23 protein-coding genes are annotated in these 21,189 nt (G+C 40.4%); 15 read left to right on the top strand and 8 right to left on the bottom strand.

Going from position 1 to position 21,189, the window contains the following annotated elements; translation table 11 throughout:
- Positions 1-18 precede the first annotated feature (18 nt).
- The 8 genes from hemB (at position 19) to BM266_RS07900 (ending at position 6,067) form a co-directional block, all read left to right on the top strand.
- Complete coding sequence (gene hemB, locus BM266_RS07865) at positions 19-1,008, top strand: porphobilinogen synthase (protein ID WP_093408029.1); 990 nt, start codon at positions 19-21, stop codon at positions 1,006-1,008.
- A gap of 61 nt (positions 1,009-1,069) precedes the next feature.
- The gene (locus BM266_RS07870) at positions 1,070-1,426 is read left to right on the top strand and encodes a hypothetical protein (RefSeq protein WP_093408030.1); all 357 of its coding nucleotides are present in this window, start codon (positions 1,070-1,072) and stop codon (positions 1,424-1,426) included.
- Positions 1,427-1,544: 118 nt separating this feature from the next.
- Positions 1,545-2,003, top strand: coding sequence for a hypothetical protein (locus BM266_RS07875; protein ID WP_093408032.1), 459 nt, complete (start codon positions 1,545-1,547; stop codon positions 2,001-2,003).
- 144 nt (positions 2,004-2,147) lie between these two features.
- Positions 2,148-3,272 (top strand): CNNM domain-containing protein, encoded by a 1,125-nt coding sequence (locus BM266_RS07880; protein ID WP_093408034.1) that lies wholly within the window; start codon positions 2,148-2,150, stop codon positions 3,270-3,272.
- Complete coding sequence (locus tag BM266_RS07885) at positions 3,229-3,699, top strand: methylated-DNA--[protein]-cysteine S-methyltransferase (protein ID WP_093408036.1); 471 nt, start codon at positions 3,229-3,231, stop codon at positions 3,697-3,699. The genes BM266_RS07880 and BM266_RS07885 overlap by 44 nt, the downstream gene beginning before the upstream one ends.
- A 15-nt stretch (positions 3,700-3,714) precedes the next feature.
- Positions 3,715-4,860 (top strand): serine hydrolase domain-containing protein, encoded by a 1,146-nt coding sequence (locus tag BM266_RS07890; RefSeq protein ID WP_093408038.1) that lies wholly within the window; start codon positions 3,715-3,717, stop codon positions 4,858-4,860.
- A complete protein-coding gene (locus BM266_RS07895; protein WP_093408040.1) occupies positions 4,850-5,563 on the top strand; it encodes a 3'-5' exonuclease in 714 nt (237 codons plus the stop codon). Before BM266_RS07890 ends, BM266_RS07895 begins: the two co-directional genes overlap by 11 nt.
- 138 nt (positions 5,564-5,701) lie before the next feature.
- Entirely contained in the window at positions 5,702-6,067 is a 366-nt protein-coding gene (locus BM266_RS07900) for a DUF6616 family protein (protein ID WP_093408296.1), read from the top strand.
- 68 nt (positions 6,068-6,135) lie between these two features.
- On the opposite strand, the gene BM266_RS07905 is transcribed toward BM266_RS07900, so the two are convergent.
- The 6 genes from BM266_RS07905 to trhO form a co-directional block, all read right to left on the bottom strand.
- The gene (locus BM266_RS07905) at positions 6,136-6,792 is read right to left on the bottom strand and encodes a CoA transferase subunit B (protein ID WP_093408042.1); all 657 of its coding nucleotides are present in this window, start codon (positions 6,790-6,792) and stop codon (positions 6,136-6,138) included.
- 3 nt (positions 6,793-6,795) lie between these two features.
- Positions 6,796-7,497, bottom strand: coding sequence for a CoA transferase subunit A (locus tag BM266_RS07910; RefSeq protein ID WP_093408044.1), 702 nt, complete (start codon positions 7,495-7,497; stop codon positions 6,796-6,798).
- 105 nt (positions 7,498-7,602) lie between these two features.
- Complete coding sequence (locus tag BM266_RS07915; protein ID WP_093408047.1) at positions 7,603-9,915, bottom strand: penicillin-binding protein 1A; 2,313 nt, start codon at positions 9,913-9,915, stop codon at positions 7,603-7,605.
- A 14-nt stretch (positions 9,916-9,929) separates the two neighbouring features.
- Complete coding sequence (locus BM266_RS07920) at positions 9,930-10,421, bottom strand: gliding motility lipoprotein GldH (RefSeq protein ID WP_093408050.1); 492 nt, start codon at positions 10,419-10,421, stop codon at positions 9,930-9,932.
- Entirely contained in the window at positions 10,414-11,574 is a 1,161-nt protein-coding gene (locus tag BM266_RS07925) for a PSP1 domain-containing protein (protein WP_093408052.1), read from the bottom strand. Before BM266_RS07925 ends, BM266_RS07920 begins: the two co-directional genes overlap by 8 nt.
- A gap of 118 nt (positions 11,575-11,692) precedes the next feature.
- On the bottom strand, positions 11,693-12,724 hold the full coding sequence (trhO, locus tag BM266_RS07930; RefSeq protein WP_093408055.1) for an oxygen-dependent tRNA uridine(34) hydroxylase TrhO: 1,032 nt from the start codon (positions 12,722-12,724) through the stop codon (positions 11,693-11,695).
- Between the two features lie 314 nt (positions 12,725-13,038).
- On the opposite strand from trhO, the gene recA reads away from it, so the two are divergent.
- The 4 genes from recA to BM266_RS07950 all read left to right on the top strand — a co-directional run bounded on the left by recA (position 13,039) and on the right by BM266_RS07950 (position 16,648).
- Positions 13,039-14,052, top strand: coding sequence for a recombinase RecA (gene recA / locus BM266_RS07935; protein WP_093408057.1), 1,014 nt, complete (start codon positions 13,039-13,041; stop codon positions 14,050-14,052).
- Positions 14,053-14,169: 117 nt separating this feature from the next.
- The gene (locus BM266_RS07940) at positions 14,170-14,634 is read left to right on the top strand and encodes a hypothetical protein (RefSeq protein WP_093408060.1); all 465 of its coding nucleotides are present in this window, start codon (positions 14,170-14,172) and stop codon (positions 14,632-14,634) included.
- A 38-nt stretch (positions 14,635-14,672) separates the two neighbouring features.
- A complete protein-coding gene (locus BM266_RS07945; protein WP_093408062.1) occupies positions 14,673-15,215 on the top strand; it encodes an RNA polymerase sigma factor in 543 nt (180 codons plus the stop codon).
- Positions 15,212-16,648, top strand: a complete 1,437-nt coding sequence (locus BM266_RS07950) for a hypothetical protein (protein ID WP_093408066.1) — start codon at positions 15,212-15,214, stop codon at positions 16,646-16,648. Before BM266_RS07945 ends, BM266_RS07950 begins: the two co-directional genes overlap by 4 nt.
- Positions 16,649-16,693: 45 nt before the next feature.
- On the opposite strand, the gene BM266_RS07955 is transcribed toward BM266_RS07950, so the two are convergent.
- Positions 16,694-17,416, bottom strand: a complete 723-nt coding sequence (locus tag BM266_RS07955; protein ID WP_245760407.1) for a lysophospholipid acyltransferase family protein — start codon at positions 17,414-17,416, stop codon at positions 16,694-16,696.
- A 93-nt stretch (positions 17,417-17,509) separates the two neighbouring features.
- Between BM266_RS07955 and trpS the strand changes: the two genes are divergently transcribed.
- Positions 17,510-18,478 (top strand): tryptophan--tRNA ligase, encoded by a 969-nt coding sequence (gene trpS, locus BM266_RS07960; protein WP_093408071.1) that lies wholly within the window; start codon positions 17,510-17,512, stop codon positions 18,476-18,478.
- Here trpS and dprA read toward each other — a convergent pair.
- Positions 18,475-19,575: a DNA-processing protein DprA gene (dprA, locus tag BM266_RS07965; RefSeq protein WP_093408073.1), complete on the bottom strand. Its 1,101-nt coding sequence runs from the start codon at positions 19,573-19,575 to the stop codon at positions 18,475-18,477. The genes trpS and dprA overlap by 4 nt on opposite strands.
- 98 nt (positions 19,576-19,673) lie before the next feature.
- Between dprA and BM266_RS07970 the strand changes: the two genes are divergently transcribed.
- On the top strand, positions 19,674-20,606 hold the full coding sequence (locus BM266_RS07970; protein ID WP_093408076.1) for an HU domain-containing protein: 933 nt from the start codon (positions 19,674-19,676) through the stop codon (positions 20,604-20,606).
- 57 nt (positions 20,607-20,663) lie between these two features.
- On the top strand, positions 20,664-21,182 hold the full coding sequence (locus BM266_RS07975; RefSeq protein ID WP_093408078.1) for an acyl-CoA thioesterase: 519 nt from the start codon (positions 20,664-20,666) through the stop codon (positions 21,180-21,182).
- Positions 21,183-21,189: the final 7 nt, after the last annotated feature.

The raw sequence follows: 21,189 nt of genomic DNA on the forward strand, positions 1-21,189 counted from the left end.
TCAGAAAAAAACAAAAAAATGTATCCACTAAGTAGAAATAGAAGACTAAGAACTAATGAGGCAGTAAGAAGCCTTGTTAGAGAAACTGCCATCACTCCAGATGATTTTATCGTTCCGCTTTTCGTGGTAGAAGGAAAAAACATAAAAGAAGAGATCGCCTCTATGCCGGGTTATTACAGGATGAGCCTGGATCTTTTAAAGAAGGAAGTAAAAGAGGTGTGGAATTTAGGTTTGAAATCAGTTTTGCTTTTCGTTAAGGTTCCGGAAAACCTTAAAGATAATGCAGGTACCGAGGCTTTAAATTCAGAAGGTTTAATGCAACGCGCCATTAAAACGGTAAAAGAAGCAGTTCCCGAAATGCTGGTAATGACTGATCTCGCGCTGGATCCCTACTCTGCTTATGGTCACGACGGAATAGTTGCTGAAGGAAAGATCATCAATGACGACACCACTGCTGTTTTAGCTGAAATGGGACTTTCCCACGCCAAAGCCGGTGCCGATATTCTGGCCCCCAGCGATATGATGGACGGACGCATTTTTGAGATCAGAAGTCTACTGGAAGACGAAGGTTTTCACGATACCGGGATTATGAGTTACAGCGCAAAATATGCTTCTGCTTTTTACGGACCTTTCCGTGATGCTTTGGATTCAGCTCCTGTTGATGCCGAGAACATTCCGAAAAATAAGAAAACCTACCAAATGGATCCGGGCAACCGCGATGAAGCCATCCGTGAAACCCTGATGGACATAGAGGAAGGCGCCGATATCGTTATGGTAAAACCCGGTCTCTGTTATCTTGACATAGTGCGTGACATTAAAAACGCGGTGAACGTGCCAGTGGCGGTTTATCAGGTTAGCGGGGAATATGCGATGATAAAAGCCGCCTCAGAGAAGGGCTGGCTGGATCACGATGCCGTGGTACTGGAACAGCTAACCGCTATTAAACGCGCGGGAGCAAATATGATTGCCAGTTATTTTGCAAAAGAAGCCGTTAAGCTTATCTCTTAGGCCCATAATTTGATAATTAAATTGTTTAAAAAGCAACCTGCTTTTTACATACTTTTGAGAGATGAAAAAGTTTCGAAATAAAGGCTTAATTGCATTTATTATGCTGAGTTTGCTGTTGCTATATGGACAGCAGGCTTTTGCTTTTTCATTACCTCAGTTTACCGAGGATTCTGATCAAGAATTCAATTTTCAAACTAAATCTGCTGCTTTAGTAATTTTCTTTCAGGAAAATACTTATGGTCAGACAAGTGAATATTCCGAAAATTTTTCAGAATATATCTTTGGAACAGGCTCTCTGGCCGTGACCGGGAATTTTCATTTCAGGAATGCACACAGCTTAAAAAACGCTACAAAATACCTTCAGGATCATAAACACGACCTGAAGCACAAGATCTTCCCATTCCATTTTTTCTGGTGAACATTTTCAGCTAATCTGAATAAATAAAAGGCTTTAGAAAAGGCCCGGGTGCAGGTACGTCATTTTTTAGATCAAGCGACCACCCAGAAATTATTTCACCTTTAAAAAAAACAAAAAAATGGATACAGCTTCAAGCTTAATTGGTTTGGGTCTACTATTAGTGTTTATAGGCCCTATCCTTATTTTAATTGTTCAACAGAATAAACAAGAGAAAAAAACACTCAATAAACTTAAAACTATTAGTAGGGATAATAATTTAAATCCTGACACCACAGAACTCTTAGAAAACCTAATACTAGGCCTGGATTTAAAAGCTCGTAAATTACTTATTGTGAACCCAGGCAAAAATCCTGAATATAACATACTAAATCTTAAGGAGTTAAAAGAGATCGGGTTATCAACCCAAAAGGATAAAAATCCTGAAGGCCGTCTGAATTATATTAGTTTGAATCTATTTGGTGTAAAAAACAAAAAATTAGATGAAATCGTCTTCTATAATGAAGATGACGAAAATTCTTTAAATGCTGAAGCCTGCTTAGTTCTCGCTAAAAAATGGGAAAATCTAATTAGAACTTAACCATAAGATTAAAGCAACACAAAACCTCCGGCAGTCAAAATGGAAAACCATCATCCATTAGCTTTCCGGAGGTTTAATATTTCTTTTTATTAATTTAATGGGAGAATACCTAAATTAGTGGCCTAAACAACCTTAAAAACCATTATGGGTTTACTTATTTTTTATGCCTTAATTTCCATTTTTTTTTCTTTCCTGTGTTCTATACTGGAAGCCGCGTTATTAAGTTTTACCCCCTCTTTTATTAAGATAAAAAAAAAGGAGAGCAAAGGCTATGCTGATACTTTAGCCCATTTCAAGCAGGATATAGATCGACCTTTAATTGCACTCTTAACTGTTAATACTGTTGCTCATACCGTAGGAGCTATTTTGGTGGGTGTCCAGGCCGAAAAAGTTTGGGGAGATGGAGGTAACGCTGTAGGTATTGTATCGGCTGTTATGACCTTGGCGATTTTAATAATTTCTGAAATAATTCCAAAAACGATTGGTGCAACATACTGGCAAAAATTAGGTGGCTTTACTGCTACTATTTTAAAAATTATGATCTTTCCGCTGAAATATACCGGAATTCTATGGCTAATGATGCTTACCACAAAATTAATAGGAAAATCTGCCCATGTTAGCTCTATGAGCCGGGAAGAATTTATGGCGATTACCGATGCTGCTGAAGAAGAAGGTGTTTTTGAACAAAGTGAGACTACCGTTATTAAAAATTTACTGGTATTTAAATCTGTAGAGGCAAAAGATGTAATGACACCATTTTCGGTAGCGATTGTGGAAGATGAAGCTACTTCTATCGAAGATTTCCATCGGGCCCACCGGAACCTTAAATTTTCCAGAATTCCTGTATATAAAGAAAAGCCCAACAACATAACCGGATTTATCCTTAAAGATGATGTGCTGGAAGAAATGATTGACGAAAAAGGTCCTGAACCCCTTAGCAGCCTGCGTCGTGACGTATTTATGACTCCTGCCAACACCCCTATCCCCGAATTATTTGAAAAATTCATCCAGGAAAGAGCTCATATTACTATGGTAGTAGATGAATATGGAAATACCGTAGGCTTGGTCACCATGGAAGATATCATAGAAACCCTGCTGGGGCTTGAAATAATGGACGAGAGCGACAGTATCGAAGATATGCAATTGCTTGCCCGTCAAAACTGGGAACGTCGCGCAAAACGACTTGGATTGATCAAGCGCGAGGAAGAACAAGATAAAAAGACCGATGAAGATACATCTGAAAACTCCATTGGGGGTAGCAAAGATTAGCGGAAGTGAAGAAGGAGTTTCAGAAATAAAAATTCTGGATGAATCCCCGCAACCTTCTTCTGAAATTCCGGACGTTCTTTTGCCTGTTGTGGAACAGCTTGAGGCATATTTTAGAGGAGAGCTGGAGGAGTTCAATTTAAAACTTGATTTAGAAGGCACCAATTTTCAGAAGAAAGTATGGCGGGCACTCCTTAAAATTCCCTATGGAAAAACAGTCTCTTATTTGGAACTTTCAAAACAAATAGGTGATGTTAAAGCTATAAGGGCGGTGGCATCGGCAAATGGCAGAAATCCGCTATGGATTGTAATTCCCTGTCACAGGGTAATAGGCAGCGGTGGCTCCTTAACAGGTTATGCCGGTGGACTTCACCGTAAGAAATGGTTGCTGGAACATGAAGGCGCATTAACACAACAAAGTCTTTTCTAGATAAAGCAAGTTGGCATGAAGAAGTTTCTAAGAATTTTCGGTATTACTATGGCGGTATTGGTGCTGAGCATTGTTCTTCTTTATATTTTCAATTATGAATATATACTAAAAGCCGCTAGAATAACCTATCTAAACGGACACACCTCAGCTTATATCTCCGATTATCATGAATTTGACAATAGGATAATTGAGGCCGGAGATAACGGCCAGGAATGGCCCAAACATTCCGATTATAATTCAGAAGAAGCTACCGAAGCTTTGGAGAAAATAAATAAAGAATTAAAAACCGTGTCTTTTTTAGTGATTAAGAATGACAGCTTATGGTTTGAAAAATATTACCGGGAATATACTCCACCAATAAGGTCTAACTCTTTTTCTATGGCAAAAAGCATTGTAGTGGCCATGCTGGGTAAAGCTATTATGCAGGGGCATATTGAAAGTCTGGAGCAACCGGTTGCCGATTTTTTTCCGCAATTCGATAAAGGCCTTAAAGTGGGAGACCTCGCCTCGATGGCCTCAGGGTTAAACTGGGACGAAAATTATTACAATCCCTTCGGAATGACGGCCAGAGCTTATTACGATAATAACCTGAGAAAACAAATCCTGAAGCTGGAGGTCACCGAAACCCCGGGTGAAGAATTTAAATATTTAAGCGGAAATACCCAGTTGCTGGCTATGGTTTTGGAAAAAGCTACCGGAGAAAACATCTCTGAGTATTTGAGTGAAAATTTCTGGAAACCCATGGGAATGCAAAACAACGCATTTTGGCAATTAGACAGTGAAGAATACGGTATGGAAAAAGCCTTTTGCTGCATTGCCTCTAATGCCCGAAATTTTGCCCGCTTCGGAAAATTGTTTAAAGATAAAGGCACCTGGAACGGCCAGCCCCTTCTGGATTCAGGTTATATTGAAAGAATGACCCAGGCCCGTTTTAAGGAGAGCCCGGAATACGGCTATGGATTATGGTTAACCGATTATATGGATAAGGAAATCTTCTATATGCGCGGGGTGCACGGTCAATATGTGATTGTGATCCCCGAAGATGACCTGGTGATCGTAAGATTGGGAGAGAAATTTATCAAAAAAGATGATGAAAAGCATTATCCTGATTTTTTCAGGTATATTGATGAAACATATAAAATGCTAAAAGATGCTTCATAAAATAAATCTGGAAAATATACTTTTTCTCGATATTGAAACTGTGCCAGAAACAGCCTCCTTCAACGAGTTAAGCGAGGAGAAAAAAATTTTATGGGAAGACAAAACCCAGTACCAGCGTAAGGAGGAATATACTCCGGAAGAATTCTATGACAGAGCAGGAATTTGGGCCGAATTTGGTAAAATCGTGTGTATATCGGTTGGTTTTTTTAATTATAAAAATGAAGAGCGCAGCTTCAGGATAACCACCTTCAGCGGGGAAGAAAAACAGTTGTTTAAGGATTTCAGCGAACTATTAGAAGGGCATTTTTTTCAGCCTTATCATTTGTTATGTGCGCATAACGGGAAAGAGTTCGATTTCCCTTTTATAGCCCGCAGAATGCTTATTCACGAACTTCCGCTTCCATTTAAATTAAATCTCTTCGGAAAGAAACCCTGGGAGGTTCCTCACCTCGATACCCTGGAGCTATGGAAATTCGGGGATTATAAACATTTCACCTCTTTGAAGTTACTCACAAATATTCTTGGGATTCCCTCTCCAAAAGACGACATAAGCGGCAGCGATGTGTGTACGGTTTTTTATGAAGAAAAAGATCCTCAAAGAATAATTGCCTACTGCGAGAAAGATGTGGTGGCCATCGCCCAGATCATTCTGAAATTCAGGCAGGAAAAACTACTTGAAGAAGCGGAAGTAATTTCGGTTTAAAAAGCTGATTTCAATCTTATTCCGCTAAACTTCAGTTAAAACACCCCATTTTCCTCTTCAAAAATTTGTAACTTTAAGATGGCTGATTTTTTAATGAAACTTCGGCGATCAAATATTCTAACCAAAAACCCGAAAATTATGTATTTATACGTAGAAATGTGGAACGTTACCCGAAAATGGCTGGATCTTTCAACCGAAGAACGGCGTAAGGTTTTTACCAAAATGGAAGATAGAATATCAGAGATGAAGTCTCGTGGAGTAAAAAACCTTGGCTGGGCCCGAAACGATGAACATACTCCTTACCGCAGCGATTACCGCTATATGACGGTTTGGGAAATGCCTTCAAAAGAAGAGGTGAAAATGTTGGAAGAAAACCTAAAAGATGCCGGCTGGTATAACTATTTCTCGCAGGCCAATGCTAGAGGTGAGGTACTATCCCGTGATGAGGCGATGGAATTCTTAATAAATATCAAAGAGACTTCAACTTCTTTCCTCGATTCCTGAATATAAAAAGTGTCTGTCTGAAAAGTTCATTGAAGGCCGCTTCTGAATTTTTCAGACAGACATGATTGTTATAATTTCATTTCTGGAATATCTCCTTCCACAATTAATTTGCCTTCGGTGGCTTGTTCAATTTCCGCTACACTTACCCCGGGAGCTCTTTCCATAAGTTTAAATCCGTCCTGAGTAACTTCTATCACTGCTAGGTTAGTAACGATTTTTGTTACACAACCCACGCCGGTGAGAGGCAAACTACAACGCTTCAGCAATTTAGATTGTCCTGCTTTATTGGTATGCATCATAGCCACAATAATATTTTCGGCACTGGCCACCAGGTCCATCGCGCCTCCCATACCTTTTACCATTTTACCCGGGATCTTCCAGTTAGCGATGTCGCCATTCTCGGCTACTTCCATAGCACCAAGAATTGTAAGATGCACATGCTTCCCCCTTATCATTCCAAAACTCATTGCGGAATCAAAAAAACTGGCCCCTGGAAGTGCGGTAATAGTTTGTTTTCCCGCATTTATAAGGTCGGGGTCTTCTTCGCCTTCAAAAGGAAAAGGTCCCATCCCCAGGATTCCATTTTCACTTTGAAATTCTACTTCTATATCGTCGCGCACGTAGTTGGCCACCAGGGTTGGAATCCCAATCCCCAGGTTTACATAATAACCGTCTTTAACTTCTTTTGCGATGCGTTGTGCGATTCCTTCTTTTCCTAAAGACATAATTTATTTTTTTGACCGTACGGTTCGTTGCTCAATTCTTTTTTCATAATTTTTTCCTTCAAAAATCCTTTGTACCAGGATCCCCGGAATATGTACCTGATTGGGATCAAGTTCTCCCGGCTCTACAAGCTCCTCTACTTCTGCCACGGTGATCTTTGCGGCGCCACACATATTGGGATTAAAATTTCTTGCGGTACCCTTAAAAATCAGGTTTCCTGCCTTGTCTCCTTTCCAGGCTTTCACGAAAGCAAAATCGGCTTTAAAGGCTATTTCCAGCACGTGCATTTTCCCGTCGAATTCGCGGGTTTCTTTGCCTTCTGCGACCTCGGTCCCATAACCTGCGGGAGTATAAATGGCAGGAAAACCCTGCTGGGCGGCCTGGCACCTTGCCGCCAGAGTTCCCTGCGGAATTAACTCTACATCCAGCTCTTCACTAAGCATCTGGCGCTCGAATTCTTCGTTTTCTCCCACGTAGGAAGAAACCATTTTTTTGATTTGTTTTTTGTGAAGCAGTAGTCCCAGACCAAAATCGTCTACTCCGGCATTATTGGAAATACAGGTAAGGTCTTTAACATTTAAGCGAACAAGTTCTGAAATTGCGTTTTCAGGAATTCCCGAAAGACCAAAGCCGCCAAGCATAAAAGTCATGCCGTCTTCAACATCCTTTAGCGCCTCCTGAACATTCTCTACAGTTTTTCGAATCATCGGTATAATTTTACCGAAAAATACAAAAATAAACCGCTAAGGACAATGCTTTTGAAGCCTTAAATTATCTAATTCAGAATTAATTCAATGAAAATTTAATGAATCTTAAAAATCAAGCTCATCCGGAAGGTTTTCTGAATTTTGCTGGTTTTCCTGGTAATAATTGGAACAATTGACTTCTATGGAAAGATTATCCGGCTTTGGGAAATCATCTTTAGAAATCTCCAACTCCTCGTCGGCATAAAGATCTTTCATATACATCCCCCAGATGGGCAAAGCCATAGTAGCTCCCTGACCATAAGTTATAGTAGGAAAATGTACCGCACGATCTTCAGCACCAACCCAAACCCCGGTTACCAGGTTCGGAACAATTCCCATAAACCAACCATCACTCTGGTTTTGGGTGGTTCCGGTTTTTCCCGCAATGGGATTTTTAAAATCATAAGGATAGCCTGTTACCCCACGTTTATAATGATCGAGATCTTTGGCGTAAGTACCGCGCAGGCGTACCCCGGAACCATACTGGGTTACTCCCTCTAAAAGATTTACCGTGACATACGCCGCTTCTTTACTAAGCACGTCGCGGGTTTCCGGCACATTCTGATAAAGCATAGTACCATTTTTATCTTCAATACGGTTTACCATAACCGGTTTAATATATACCCCTTCATTGGCAAAAGTGCTGTAGGCTGAAACCATTTCAAACAGGCTCATATCCTCAGTACCTAAAGCAATAGCAGGTCCCGTAGAAAAATATCTGGTATCCACACCAAGTTTTGTAGCCAAATCTACCACGGGGCCCGGGCCAGTTTTATCGATAAGCCTTGCGGTTACAGTATTCACCGATTGTGCCAGGGCATTTTTCAGGGAGATCATTCCTTCATAATTATCACCTACGTTTCGTGGAGACCAGTCCTTGACATTTCCGTATTTACCTGCTTCAATGGTAAAAGGATTAAGAGGTAAAGTATCACATGGGGAAAGTTTTAACTGATCTATAGCCGTAGCATAAACAAATGGCTTGAAGGTAGAACCCACCTGTCTTTTTCCCTGTTTAACGTGGTCGTATTTAAAATGCTTAAAGTTGGTACCGCCTACCCAGGCTTTGACCTCTCCGGTTTGAGGCGTCATAGACATTAAACCTGCCTGGAGAAAACCTTTATAATAAAAAATGGAATCTTTTGGGGTCATTACAGTGTCTTTAGTACCATTCCAGCTAAACACCCTCATTTTTCTTTCCTTATCAAAAGATGCCAGGATCTCTTCCTCAGATTTCCCCTGCTCTTCCATCTCTTTCCAACGCACAGAACGACGCATGGCACTTCTCACTATACTGTTGACCTCATCCGGGGTTACATCCCTGAACGGAGCTGTTTTATTATTTTCATTCTGGCGGTCGAATTCCTTCTGAAGATGGGAAATATGCTTCTTCACAGACTCTTCGGCATATTCCTGCATTTTTGAATCTATGCTGGTATATATTTTAAGTCCGTCGCGGTAAATATTGTATTCTGTTCCATCTGGTTTTGGATTTTTCTTAATCCAGTCTTTCATAAATCCCTGCAGATAAACCCTAAAATAAGTAGCCATACCTTCATCGTGACCTTCGGGAGAGAAATCGAGAGTTAAGGGGAGTTTTTGCAGCGAGTCTTTTTCCTTTTCTGAGAGATATCCGTTCTTATACATTTGCACAAACACCTGGTTGCGACGTTGTTCTACCATTTCCGGTCTTCTTACTGGGTTATAGAGAGCAGCATTTTTAAGCATAGCAACAAGCACTGCCGATTCTTCAATATTCAGGTCCTTTGCTTCTTTACCAAAATAGATCTTCGAAGCCGAACGAATTCCCACTGCCTGATACACAAAATCATATTTATTAAAATACATAGTGATAATCTCTTCCTTGGTGTACTGCCGCTCAAGACGTGTGGCAATAATCCATTCCTTTACCTTTTGCAGGACCCTGGCCAGGGGATTATTAGAAACCTGTTCAGTAAAAAGTAATTTAGAAAGCTGCTGGGTAATAGTACTTGCCCCACCACGTGTCCCCAGGAAAACCGCAGCTCGCAAGGTGCCTTTAGGATCTATTCCCGCGTGTTTATAGAAACGTTCATCCTCGGTAGCTACGAGGGCTTCAACCAGATGATCAGGCAAATCATCATACCTTATTGGGGTACGGTTCTCGCTGTAGTATTTCCCCAGGGTTTTCCCATCAGAAGAAAAGATCTCTGTAGCTAGATTGGTTTCGGGATTTTCAAGTTCCTCGAAAGTTGGCATTTTTCCAAAAGCGCCCCAACTGGCTAGTAAAAAGATGAAAATAATAACTAATATTCCTAATCCGAAGAGGGTCCAGAATCCAAGAATGTAAGAGGATTTGCTTCGGGTAGTCTTTTCTTGTTTTGTAGGTGACTTGGCCATTTTTTATGCTGAAATTATTCTGAAGTGTTTTCTATTCTGAAGCCAACGTGTGTGATTCCCTGTAGGTTGTCTATACCGTTTACTTCGCCGTTTTTACGCATAGCGTGTTTAATATGTACCTGATAATTGCCCGGTTCATCAAAACGAACATTTTCTTTATACCAGAGTTTGTTTTCTTTTACATCACCAAAACCCTTGCCAAGCCATTCGCCCGAAGGTGCTGCCATCTCATATTCCAGAGTATCGGTAATCACTTTTCCCTGCGGAAACCTGATTTCGGTTATCAAAAACAGATTACTATATTTAAAATCGTTGTTATTTCTAATGTTTATAAATAAATTATACGATCTAAGCGAATCTAATTTGCCCAGTTCAAAATTTATTATCGAGTCTTTATGCCACTCCCCATTCACGGATTTATAGTCATCAAAAACCCGTTTTTTATCGCAACCGGCAAATACACTAAAAACAAGCAATAATATTAAAAAAACACTTATTTTATGCATTTTTAGACGGTTTACCCTTACGCTTTTTCTTACGGCTCTTTCCGCGCGGTTTTTTGCCCTTAGGTTTATCGAAACGCGTTAAACTATCCTGACCTACAACATTGTTGAAGTCCGGTTGTTTTTCCGTTTCCAATAGCTGAACTTCAAATTCCTCCAGGCTGGCAACATCTTCCTTGTTTTTATTAGCATGGATAATCTTATTAGCCTGCTCTGCAGTGATCTTATACCAGTTCATCCACTCCCCTTCATAGGCATACCAAAGGAAGCCCTGGAAAATATCTATTTTCTGGCAAACCGCCGTTCCCTTTTTGGTATAAAGCTTTGTATCTATTTTTGGAAAAGCTTTAAGAGCTTCCAAATAGGTGTCCAGCTCATAGTTGAGGCAACATTTTAGTTTCCCGCATTGCCCGGCTAGTTTTTGAGGGTTTAGCGATAATTGCTGGTATCTGGCCGCCGAGGTACTCACCGACCTGAAATCTGTTAACCAGGTAGAACAGCACAATTCCCTTCCGCAGGAACCAATACCACCTAATCTTGCGGCTTCCTGACGAAGACCTATTTGGCGCATTTCTATACGGGTATTAAATTCGTGCGCAAATTCCTTAATAAGCTGGCGGAAATCCACCCGATCATCGGCTGTATAATAAAAAGTAGCTTTAGAGCCGTCACCCTGGAATTCGACATCGCTTATCTTCATGCTGAGTTTTAGTCTGATCGCGATCTCCCGGGCGCGTTTTTTTATAGCATCTTCCCTTTCACGGTATTCTTCCCAAACATCGATGTCTTTCTGAGTAGCTTTTCGATATATTTTAAGGACCTCCTCACTATCGGGAGCCACCTTTTTCTTTTTCATCTGTACCCTCACCAGTTCCCCGGCAAGGCTTACCATTCCTACATCGTGGCCAGGCGATGCCTCCGTGGCTACTACATCACCCATGCTCAGGCTAAGGTTCTCGGTATTTCTGAAGAAGTGTTTTCTGCCGTTTTTAAATCTCACTTCTACAAAATTAAAAACTTCTACCCCCTGAGGGAGAGACATATTTGAAAGCCAGTCGAAAACGCTAAGTTTATTGCAGGAATCGGTACCACAGGTTCCGTTATTCTTACATCCTTTAGGTTGACCGTCTTTGGTTGAGCAACTGCTGCAAGCCATAAATTATTGTATATATAGGAAGCCTTGCTAGTTTAGTGCTGCAGGCTTGTAGGTTTATAATTAATTCTAAAAAGGTAAATATACCAATATTAATTGGCTCTGTTTAAAGAACGTCGGCTTAGCTTTTATATTTTAAAACTTCAGAACGACCTTTTTTAAAGATCTTATTACTGTTGCCTTTACCTTTTCGCAATTTCTTTTGTTCTTCGTAGGGCAAAGCGTTTATCTCCATACACTCTTCAGAACAGCAATTATTCATTTTCTCTGCGCATTCAGGACACTGAATAAAAAGAAGGTGACAGGCTTCATTAGCGCAGTTCACGTGGGTATCACAGGCCTTACCACATTGATGGCAATTGGCGATAATTTCCCCGGAAATACATTCGGAGCGGCGGTGATCAAAAACAAAATTCTTCCCTAGGAATTTATTTTCCAGCTGCTGGTTATTTACTTGTCTGGCATATTCTATAATTCCACCTTCAAGCTGATAAACGTTTTTAAAGCCTTTATGTTTATAATAAGCGCTGGCTTTCTCACAACGAATACCACCGGTACAATACATCACCAGGTTTTTATCTTCTTTGTGCTCTTTAAGATCTTCCTCAATAATTGGCAGGGAATCCCTAAAAGTATCCACATCTGGTGTTACCGCGCCATCAAAATGCCCTATCTCACTTTCGTAGTGATTACGCATATCCACCAAAACGGTATTGGGGTCGCTGATTAACTCGTTAAATTTAGCCGCATCAACATGCACCCCTTTGTTTCTAACATCAAAAGTATCATCATTCAATCCATCGGCTACTATTTTTTTACGCACTTTCACCTTAAGCTTAAGAAAAGATTTCAGGTCGTGCTCAATAGCGATATTCAGCCTCACGCCTTCCAGGAAATAAATTCCATCTATAAATTCTTTAAATTCGTCAAAGCGTTTAGCAGGTACAGATAACTGTGCATTTATCCCCTCGTGAGCTACATAAATACGTCCAAGAACTTCCATTTGATCCCAGGCGATAAAAAGGTGATTTCTGAAAAGATGAGGATTTCCAATTTTTGCATACGCATAGAAAGAGAGTGTTAACCGGTCTTCGCCGGCCTCTTCTAACAAAGCTTCTCTTTCTTTAGCGCTTAATTTATTGTACAGTTGCATGCTATACTAATTTTATAAGGTTAAAGAAAATTTTTGCAAAGATAAACTTTAATCGCAGCAGAAAAAATGTGGTAATCTTAATAAGATCCAAAGGTTTTCCGGGATTTCTGTTGCTGTTTTCGATGTTATTTACGGTTTAATTCAGTTTAACATGTTATTCTAACATTATAAGATCAGGGGAAACCAAAAAATCATACCTCATTACCCAGGGATTTATTAAGATTTCAGTTCGAATATAAATGCCCCGAATTTAAAATTGTGATGCACCAAAACTTATAGTAATTTAGCAACTTTCATTTAATATTATAAAAATCATGAGCAACGATAAAGAAAGAGAAGCTAAGTTAAAGGCTCTAAAGCTTACCCTGGATAAGATGGACAAAACCTACGGAAAAGGTACGGTGATGAAAATGAGTGACCAGGCCGTAAGCGATGTAGATGCGATTTCTACAGGATCCCTTGGGCTGGATCTGGCACTTGGCGTTGGAGGTTATCCCCGCGGAAGAGTAATTGAAATTTACGGACCTGAATCTTCGGGTAAAACCACCCTAACTCTGCATGCAATAGCCGAAGCCCAAAAAGCCGGAGGCATCGCTGCTTTTATTGATGCCGAACATGCTTTTGACCGTACCTATGCTCAAAACCTGAATATAGATATCGAAAACCTCATCATCTCTCAACCCGACAACGGGGAGCAGGCATTGGAAATCACCGATAACCTTATCCGCTCGGGAGCGATCGATATCATCGTAATAGATTCTGTTGCCGCACTTACCCCAAAAAGTGAGATAGAAGGTGAAATGGGTGATTCTAAAATGGGGCTTCACGCCAGGCTGATGTCTCAGGCTTTAAGAAAACTTACTTCTTCCATTAGTAAAACTAATTGTACCGTAATTTTCATCAACCAGTTAAGGGAAAAAATTGGAGTAATGTTCGGGAACCCGGAAACAACCACCGGTGGTAATGCCCTTAAGTTTTATGCTTCAGTAAGGCTCGACATAAGACGTTCTACCCAAATTAAAGATAGCAACAGCAACGTATTAGGTAATAAAACCCGGGTGAAGGTTGTAAAGAACAAGGTAGCACCCCCGTTTAAAACCGCCGAATTCGACATTATGTATGGCCAAGGGATTTCTAAAATCGGAGAGATCATAGATGTGGGAGTAGATTATGAGATCATCAAGAAAAGTGGCTCCTGGTTTAGTTATGAAGATACTAAGTTAGGCCAGGGACGCGATGCCGTAAAGATCTTGCTGAAAGACAATCCCGATCTTATGGAGGAACTCGAGGTCAAAATAAAAGAGGCTATAAAAATAGCCAACGAGTAAAAAATCAAATCCCTTTTTTTAAGGGATTTTTTATTTCAATACGCAACCATTTGAAGTTAATTGCATCTACTAGGTAGAACTAAAACATTAACACTTAAATCAAAAAGAAAAATTGAAATGAAAAAATTGGCTTTTTTACTATTGATTGCTTTCAGCCTGGTTGGTTGCAGCCTGGAAGACGATGGCCCTAACAGATTGCTGGAATTTGCTGAAATTACCGATGCAGATCTACCTGAGTATTTTGAGCGGGGGGAATCTTATGATATTGTTGTTACATATTTATTACCTTCAGCCTGCCATGTATTTAATGGTTTTGATGCACGCCAGGGTCAAGGTGAAAACAGCAACGAAATATTCATTGGAGTGGTAACTTCCTATGATGCTAACCTAACCGAGTGCAACAAAGAGGAAGATGATCTCTCCAGGGAAGCTACCTTGAAAGATGTTACAATTACAGGAGAAGTTGGTACGGTGTACACCTTCAAATTCTGGATAGGCCAGGATTCATCAGGAGAAACGCAATACTATACTGTAGAAGTACCTGTAGAAGATCCCGATACCACGGGGGAAGAAGAAGAATAAAAAATGAAAATAGTAATGAGTAACACCCCAACAAGCAAGTGGGTTTAGAAAAACTCATCCAAAAGTGTAAAAAACAGGATATTAAGGCACAGGAAGAGCTCTACCGGCTATACGCCCAAAGGCTTTTTGGCGTGTGCCTTAAATATTCTACAAATTATCAGCAGGCAGAAGATAACCTGCAGGATGGTTTCTTAACCATCTTTAAAAAAATATCACAATACCAGGATAAAGGTTCTTTTGAGGGCTGGATGAAACGCATTATCATCAATACCGCTCTTCAGAAATACCGAAAAGAAAAATACCTAGATATCATTAATGAAGATCTATTAGAGGAGCAGGAAATTGAGATCGATGAAGAAGATTTGTCTGTAGATTTTCTGCTAAAACTCATACAGGAACTGCCCCCGCGCTACCGCGAAGTCTTTAATCTGTATGCTTTAGATGGTTATTCCCACAAAGAAATATCTGGCTTGCTGAATATTTCCCAGGGAAGTTCAAAATCTAACCTTGCCAGAGCCAGGGGAATTTTGAAAGAAAGAATTGAAAACCACCAAAACAACAACTCGGTGCGATCATTATGAAAGAGAAAAAGAACATAGACCGGCTTTACCAGGAGAAATTCAAAGATTTTGAAGCTTCTCCCTCACCCGGAGTATGGAAAAATATTGCCGATCGACTGGAAGAGGATAAACGAAAAAAGCCGTTAATTCTTCCAATTTGGTTTAAAATAGCCGGGGCCGCAGCTATGCTGGCCATATTATTGTCCGGAGGTTATTTTGTTTATCAGAATAACTTCTTTGGTAACACACCAGGGATGGTCTTTGAATTCCAGGAGATCAAACGCCCTCAAATCGAAACTTCGTTCGATAATAAAACCCTTACCGAAACAGGGAATCTTCTTCAAAAAATAACTTCAGATAAGCATGAAAACAGTTCCTCCAATAACGCATTGGTTTCAGGTAACAATGGTCTTGCATCTTCTGGTAGTGAAATCAAAAATGAAAAAGCTTCAGCAGAAAACTCTTCAGAAAAAGAAGAAAGTGATAAAAACCTCATCGACCAAAACACCGCGCTTGCCGAAACAGAAAGTTTTTCAGAAGAAAAGATTATTGAAAATTCAGAACACAAGAATAATCCAGCTTCAAATAATAGGTCAGACTCCACCAGCCTAATTGCCGCTAAGACTGAAACTGATATCCAAAATGAAAAAGACAGCATCGCTGAAAATGCTATCGCCTCTCTGGAAGAAAAAAGTAAGGACGGGAAAGAAGAAAAGGATGAGACAGAAACGGGAAAAAGCAGATTGAGTCTAAGCACCTTCGCTGCCCCTGTTGTTTATGACAATTTTGGAAAGGGTAATCCTATAGACCCTCAATTCGCAGGTAATCCTTCCAGTCAGAATTTAACAATGGCTTATGGTGTAAATGTGTCCTACCAATTATCTAATAAATTAAAAATCAGATCAGGAATAGGAAAAGTGGCTATGAGCTATGATATACAAGATGTAATGTTTTCGGCCGCCATTATTCCCAATGCTATTGCCAGCATAGACTATAGTCCCGAAGGAAGTAATTTTCAAATACAAGGGAACTCGGGAAGAAACAGTTATTCTTCAGCAGAAACCTCTTTTGCCCCCGAAAGTGCTTCCAGAGCAATGTTGGGCGAAATCAACCAACAGTTTGGTTATATTGAAATTCCCCTTGAAATAGAGTATAAACTTATCGATAAAAAAATTGGGCTAAATATCATTGGAGGAGGAAGTAGCCTTATTTTAGATGAAAATACATTGTTGCTTAATTCCAACAACCAAAGCGCTCATTTAGGTGAAGCCAATAATATTAATGATTTGAGTTTTAGCACCAATATTGGGTTGGGCGTGGATTATAAACTCACCGAAAGATTTAAATTAAACCTGGAGCCAATATTTAAATACCAGATCAACACTTTTAATAACACCCAAAACCTACAACCTTATTATTTTGGGGTATATTCTGGTTTAAGTTATAAATTTTAATTTTTGCTTATTACTCCTGTGAAAACCGCGAAATTTAGAGGTTTTTTAATTCTGCATGGTTTGCAAATCTTCCAGGATAAGTTGGCGTGTTCTTAATTTAAGTTCCCGTCGATCGCCCTGAGATTTACCTTCAGTAGGGATCATATCGTGGGCCTTAACCCTTAATGGTCCCGGACCTCCAAAAGAAAACCGGTAAGGAAAACGTTTCTTATTATCATAAAAGGTAAAAGGTACAATAGGGATCTGGTAATCTATGGCGATCCGGAAGGCGCCATCTTTAAAATTATCCAGCAGCAAGGCATGATCTTCCGGCACCCCTCCTTCCGGAAAAATACAAATGCTATTTCCCTGATTAAGTCGGCGTTGAGCTTCACTAAAAACCCTGTGCTTACTTTGGTTGCAGTTACGATCTACCAAAATGCAGGTTCTGCGATAGAAAAAACCAAAAAGGGGAATTCGGGCCAGTTCTTTTTTTCCCACAAATATAAACGGGTGCCTCACCACGGCCAGCATCAGCATAATATCGATCATAGAAGTGTGGTTGGCCACCAGCATATAGCTATTCCCGTTCTTAAGTTTTACCGGAGATTTGCAAACCGGGTAAAGCCCCATTCCATAAAGAATGCTCTTTGCCCATATTCTCGCGCAAAAATAATACTGGGGATAAAATCTTTCTGAAGATGTAAAAATGAGCAAAAAAGGCAACATTATGACTATTGGCACAACCATTAGCACATAAAACCAAATTCGCCAAACTGCAACCGCCATTTTTTTAAGTACACCCATGGTCGCCAAAAATACTAAATTGAAGTGAGTGTCTTCCCCAAAAAAATTACCTTTGTGAAAAATCAGAAAAAGACAATGTCCAGAATACTTACCGGAGTTCAGAGCACAGGAACTCCTCATCTTGGAAACCTGTTAGGAGCCATTCTTCCTGCCATTGAAATGGCTAACCAGCCTCAAAACGAATCTTTTATTTTTATTGCCGATATGCATTCGCTCACCCAAATCAAGGATGCTGAAACATTGAGACATAATACTTACTCTGTTGCAGCCACCTGGCTAGCCTGTGGAATAAACATTGAAAAAACTGTTTTTTACCGTCAGAGCGATATCCCACAAACCGCGGAACTCGCCTGGTATTTAAGTTGCTTTTTTCCCTACCAGCGTTTAACCCTGGCGCATTCTTTTAAAGATAAATCTGACAGACTCGAGGATGTTAATGCAGGACTTTTCTCCTACCCAATGTTGATGGCGGCCGATATTCTGCTTTATGATGCTGAAATTGTACCGGTAGGAAAAGATCAGTTACAGCACTTGGAAATCACCCGCGATGTAGCTTCCAGATTCCATAATCAAATGGGGGAGGCTTTCGTTATCCCTGAAGCTAAAGTACAGGAAAACACCATGTACGTTCCCGGCACCGATGGCGGAAAAATGAGCAAATCACAAAACAACACCATTAATCTATTTCAAACCGATAAAAAGCTCAGAAAACAAATCATGGGCATAGAAACTGACAGCACACCGCTGGAGGAACCAAAAAATCCAGATTCCTGCAATGTTTTCGCTCTCTACAAACTAGTGGCTTCTGAAGAGCAAATTGCAAAAATGCGTAAAAATTATGAAGCCGGTGGTTATGGTTATGGTCACGCGAAGCAGGAACTTTATGAAGTTTTATCCGAAAGATTCAAAGAGGCCCGGAAGAAATATGATTATTATATGAAAAACCTTGACGCCATTGATGAAGCCTTGGCGGTAGGTGCCGAAAAAGCTTCTGTGGTAGCCCATGAAGTTTTAAACAGGGTTAGAAGAAAGCTAGGTTATTAAATAAGCTCAAATAGCTTACCCGGCAAGGGTCTTATCACGCCTTTCAGTTCCAGATTGAGTAAAATTCCTGCTGTTTTAAATGTAGGGAAATTGCAGTTGAGGGCAATACTGTCTAATTGTGCTTTTCCACGATCTTTGAGGAAATTATAAATACTTTTCTCGTCGCCTTCCAATTCTACAAACAGCATTTTTTGGACTGGTTGAACCTTAGCATCGAGTTCCCAGTTGAGCATATAAAGGAGATCTGCCGCAGAGCTTAACAAGTGCGCATTCTGAGATTTTATCAGGTTATTACAACCTCTGCTGTAGGCATCGGTTGGACGGCCGGGAACAGCAAAAACCTCCCGGTTATAGGAATTAGCGATATCGGCTGTTACCAGGGAACCACCTTTTTCGGCGCTTTCAATCACGATAGTGGCTTCGCTTAAACCGGCAATGATACGGTTGCGTTTTAAAAAATTATTTCGGTCAAATTTATCGGTACTCCAGAAATCGGTAAAAAATCCACCGTTTTCCTCAATTGGCTTTACATATTTCTTGTGCACTTTAGGATATACCTGATTCAAGCCGTGAGCGAGACAGCCTATGGTTTGGAGGTTATGCTGAAGCGCTGCTTTTTGAGCCGCAATATCAACCCCGTAGGCAAGACCTGAAACTATTACCGGATCCAAAGGGCTAATTTCCTCAATAAATTTTTCACAAAACGCCAGACCATGGGCTGTGACTTGCCTGGTCCCAACCACGCTGATAATTCTCTTGTTGGCAAGATTGATGTTTCCCCGGGAGAACAGTAGCACAGGGCCGTCAAAACAGTGCTTTAGTTTTTCAGGATAATCTTCTTCCTGAAAATAATGCGTATTTATTTTATTGTCTTCTATGAACTTTAATTCCTCATCGGCAGCCTTCAAATGATCTCCACTTCTGAATTCATTCAGCCTGGTTTTGCCTATCCCATCGATCTTCAAAAGATTTTGAGGCTTCTCTTTTATCACCGCTTCCGCAGAACCCAAGCGCCTTATCAATTTCTTGGCGGTGCTATCTCCCAGGTTCGGAATATGTTGCAAGGCCAGAACGTATAATAAATCTGAAGCGTTCATAAAATCATTTTCAACTAAATTTACAGAAAAAAGATTTGTTAATAAATATTCTTTAGGTAACTTTAAAAACCCTCATAAAACCTGTTATTTTTGCGCCAATGAATATAATTAACCACATCCAGGATTTACTTTATCGTTACGAATGCGTGATCTTGCCCGGTTTTGGGGCTTTTCTTTCCCAGAGACAACCGGCCTATATCCAGGAAGACACCGGAGCATTTTACCCTCCTAAAAAGCTGGTTTCCTTTAACGGACAGCTCGTGAAAAGTGATGGCCTACTGGCAAATTATATCTCTGAAGCCGAAAATATCTCTTATCCTGCTGCGGTAAACCGTATTGTATTTTTTGTAGATAATCTTGAGAATTCTTTGAATAGCGATGGTACGGTAGAACTTGAGGACATTGGCCAGTTTAGCTATTCCGAAGAGGGAAATCTTCAGTTTGAACCGGTTGAAAAACTCAATTTCCTTACCGATTCCTTTGGCCTGGAAAGTATTAATGCAGGAAAAGTCAATCGTGAGGTTTATAAAGAACAGGTGGAAGAACTGGAGGAAAAAACTCCAATCAATTTCACCCCGGAAAGAAGAAAAACACCTGCTTTCCTTAAATACGCCGCTGTTGCCGTTATAGCACTTGGGCTTGGAGGTTTCACCGGCCTTAACATCTACAGCGATCAGGTAACAAAACATAATCTTGCAGAACAGCAGGAAGCTCAGGATCAACTTCAACAGCAAATTCAACAGGCAACCTTTGTAATAGACAATCCGCTACCTGCTATTACCTTTAACATTGAAAAGCAATCGGGTAACTACCATATAGTAGCCGGAGCTTTCAGGGTTGAAGAAAATGCAAAGAAAAAAGTTGAAGAACTTCGCAATGAAGGTTATAAGGCGAGGCTAATTGACGTCAATAAATTCGGTTTACATCAGGTAGTTTACCAAAGCCTGCAAACCCGCGGTGAAGCTTTAAAAGTACTACGGGATGTTAAAAGATCCAACGAAGGCGCCTGGCTGCTTATTCAGGAACTTTAATAGGATTTTAGGTTTTAATTGATCTAAGCACCTTATTTTTGCCGAAAATTTGGCAATATGCAAGCAAAACATCCTCAGGAATCCCGTACTACCCTTACCGATCTGGTTTTACCCAGTGAAACCAATCCTTTAAACAATTTATTTGGAGGTGAACTACTGGCCAGAATGGATCGTGCTGCAAGTATTGCCGCCCGCCGTCATAGCCGGCGAATTGTGGTTACCGCCTCTGTAAATCACGTAGCTTTTAATAAGGCCGTTCCCCTTGGAAGTGTAGTAACTGTTGAAGCAGCTGTATCGCGGGCATTTAAATCTTCTATGGAGATCTTTATTGATGTTTGGGTGGAAGACCGTGAAAGCGGTAATCGCACCAAAGCCAACGAGGCTATTTATACTTTTGTAGCGGTAGATGAAACCGGGACACCCGTAAGTGTACCTCCACTGGAACCGGAAACCGAGCTCGAGAAGCAACGTTACGACGCCGCTCTTAGAAGAAAACAACTCAGCCTGGTACTGGCCGGAAAGATGAAACCTCAGGACGCTACAGAGCTTAAAGCACTGTTTGAGGATAAAATTTAATTTCTTA

The organism is Salegentibacter flavus (assembly GCF_900115145.1).
In the GTDB taxonomy this organism is placed as follows: Bacteria; Bacteroidota; Bacteroidia; order Flavobacteriales; family Flavobacteriaceae; genus Salegentibacter; species Salegentibacter flavus.